The following is a 3103-nucleotide window of genomic DNA, read 5'->3' on the forward strand; positions in this document are numbered from 1 at the left end:
TCATAGGATGGGGACCGGACCAATATATAGGATGGGGACCAGACCAATCTGTCGGACATTTATATTCCGGAAGGTTGGTTACAATTTGCCAGTTCTTACCATCTAAGGAGACGTCTACCCGATAACCCTTCGGAACATGGGAAAAGCTGGCAGGAATCCAGGATACCTTCCCAACGGTTTCCTCCCGTCCGAGATCCAATAAAAAATAAGTCCCTTTCTTCTGGGGACCTCGAGTACTCCAGCCTGTGGAAACATCACCGTCAAAGGCATTTTGGGCCTCTGATGAATTGAGATTCGAACTTCCTCTCCAAAGATGACGTGGGATCATACGGTAAGCCGTTTGAGGCGGCTTAAAATCGGTATAAAGAAGATAGCCGTCCGGTGCTGTAATTTTCCGATAATAGCCTCCTATGGCCTTCAAATTTTCTTCAAAGACCTTGTCCTCTCCAAAGGAAAGAAAGGACACTTTAGACGAGGCATCTACCAAATCAGCATATTTAGGATAAGACTCCAGGGAGGGATGAGCACAGATGATGGATTCTTGGCTGTTAAAAGTTATTCCATTTCCATATCTTGAGTCAATAAACGAATAAATACGAGTATATCCATTTTTTATCAAAAAAGCCGTTATCCGGTTTTCCTTCGCCAGATTTTTTTGAGCGGCTAAAAATTTATCGGGGTTAAAAACGAGCCAGGCATCTTCCTGCTTCAGGTTGCCTGATACATTGGAAAGTAGGATAAGCCCCAGAAGGAAGAGGGACAGAAGTTGATATTTCTTGCCGATGTCTCGCAAGAATACCGAAACGAAAATAGGCAGGCAGGTATAAAGAGGTAGGAGGTATCTCTGGTCATCTTTGCTAAGGAACCGGCCATAAGGGGTGAAAAGATTGAGGAGGATATTTACAAAAAAGAGAAGGACGAGGATTTCCCCGCTGGATGTTTTGGTAAGTCGGAGAAAAAAAAACGACTTGAGCGACAATCGGGATTTATAAATAAAATAAATTAAGGCGATTAAATAAATTGGCCCTATAATTAAATAACCGGTAAAATCCATCTTGTCTTTGCTTAGGGGGGGGACAAACCCAATAATGAATGGAAAGGCATTTATAAAAAAGTCTTTTATATAAGACATGCTATGGGATACGTCCCACAGTTTGATTAGGCCTATTATCGAAAAATCATGAATTACATTGATTGCCCTATCAGTGGGGGGCGGGCTGCCAAGCAAGGAAAGGATCGGATAATCATGGATTACATTGAATGTCCAGAGGGGTGAACTGCCAAGCAAGAAAGGGAAGAGTAAAAATAAAAAGTTTTTGCCAAACAGGATCTTTTTGTCTCTGAGAAAAAGGAAAAATCCTATGGGTATTAAATAAGCTATAATTAAGAAATTGTTCCACCAACCAATACCTGACAATAATCCTATCAGTACCAAGAGGATTCTCTTTCTTTCGGGTCTTATGTCCTGACGATATATTGTCTTGTGAGAAATTAATAAAAGGAAATTACCAAAAATAATAACAAAGTGATAATGGAGTCTTGCCTCATGACTCCAGGTAGTTAAAAACCAAGGCGGAATCGCTAATAAGGCGATACTGATCAGGGCTGTTTTGTAGCCAAAGAATGTTTTGGACAGGAGGTATAAAAGAATGAGAAACAAAATGGAAAAGATGACCGCTAAAAGATCCAATGTCAAATGAGACGGGCCAAAAAACAGAAAGAAGGAGCCCGTCAAGTAAGCTTCCATGGAACCCATATAGTTTTGGGCCATAAAAAAAATCGGGAAATCGCCGTCCATGACCCGAAGGCCCATGAGGCCGACGGTTATTGGGTTTTCTCTCATGTTAGGGGTTAATAGAGTCAGCCCCCGGGAAAGAATCGATATCAGGATAATAGTACAGAGGAATATTATTTCTTTTTGGGGTGGGGAATTTTTATCTGAGGAGAGGTTGTTAGACACTCTATTGGATCCTAATTTAAACTTCCCTGGTCTCTTAAAACTACCAATAAAACTACCAAAAAGAAACCACGCCCCCCTTTTGAGAAATAGGGTCTTTTATGATTCATCGACACTTCTTTAAAAGGTTGCCAGTAAGAAAATTTGTTTATTTAATTATGAAATTTCTATATGTTAACCAGAAAAAAGTCAATAAAATTTAAGTCTTTTTCGTCGATTAGTCCTTAAGTCTTTGATTTGGGAAAAATAACCCTTCGCACCATATGCTCTCTTAAAATTCATCCAGATTAAGTAAACTTTGCCACTTTGGGTTCTGGTAGTATTGACAGGGAATCTTGGTGGCGACCCTGAAATCTGCCATCCTTCCAAAGGAAGCATCGTAGAAAAAGATTAAGAGATATGGCAATAAGAAGGGAATTAACTTCGTAAAAAAGAATACGCCCCGGCAAAGTGAGCAGAGGAGAAATGAGGGAGCTTTTTCCTATAGAACCTAAGGCTGCAAAAAAAGGATTCTTCTAATTTGCCGATGGATTACAGTTTGTTACCGAAAACCTCTAATTCATAGATGGACCACCAATAGCCCGGGTCTTTACCCGTCTCTAGCAACCGCAGAAATTGTGTTTTGATCGGACCCAATTTATAATGTACTTTCTTAAATAACCGGTTTTGGCTAAAGGCATAATCGGAAGAAGAGGCGGTCTGGATCTCTTGCCAATTTCTCCCGTCAAGGGAGGACAGAACCTGGAGACTGCGTGGATAATCATTAAGGGAACTGCCTAAAAAAAGAGAGAACCCATCTATTGAGTAAGCGCTTCCCAGATCCACTCGAAAAAACATCCCGGGTTCCTGTCCCTTGAGACTGGTCCAGCGGGTGAAAAGATTTCCATCAATAGCCAGCCCAGTTTCGGCATTATTCATATTTGAAGAGACTTTAAAACCGATGGGAACGATTTTATTAAGTTCTTTTTTGGGAAACAGGATATTATAATTCGATAACTTCTTTGGTTTGCCTTCAATTTTCCACAATTCCCCCCAATCCACAGCCTCTCCAAAAAGCTGATGCACCTCCTCCCAATTCGGGGCCTCATGAATGGCTTCCTGTAAAGAATGAACGGCCGTTTGCCAATTGACCTGTTTCCGCCGTGT

General features: G+C 41.0%; 3 protein-coding genes. 1 reads left to right on the top strand and 2 read right to left on the bottom strand.

Going from position 1 to position 3103, the window contains the following annotated elements:
• Positions 1-1813: discoidin domain-containing protein (locus ACYC56_RS13795; protein WP_461374749.1), on the bottom strand; the 1813-nt coding region annotated here is incomplete at its 3' end.
• Positions 1814-1841: 28 nt separating this feature from the next.
• Between ACYC56_RS13795 and ACYC56_RS13800 the strand changes: the two genes are divergently transcribed.
• Positions 1842-2081: a hypothetical protein gene (locus ACYC56_RS13800; protein WP_461374750.1), complete on the top strand. Its 240-nt coding sequence runs from the start codon at positions 1842-1844 to the stop codon at positions 2079-2081.
• Positions 2082-2488: 407 nt separating this feature from the next.
• Here the strand turns inward: ACYC56_RS13800 and ACYC56_RS13805 are convergent.
• Positions 2489-3103, bottom strand: a 615-nt coding sequence (locus ACYC56_RS13805) for a discoidin domain-containing protein (protein WP_461374751.1), incomplete at its 5' end; no start/stop codon positions are given.

Source organism: Candidatus Aquicultor sp., from assembly GCF_054640775.1.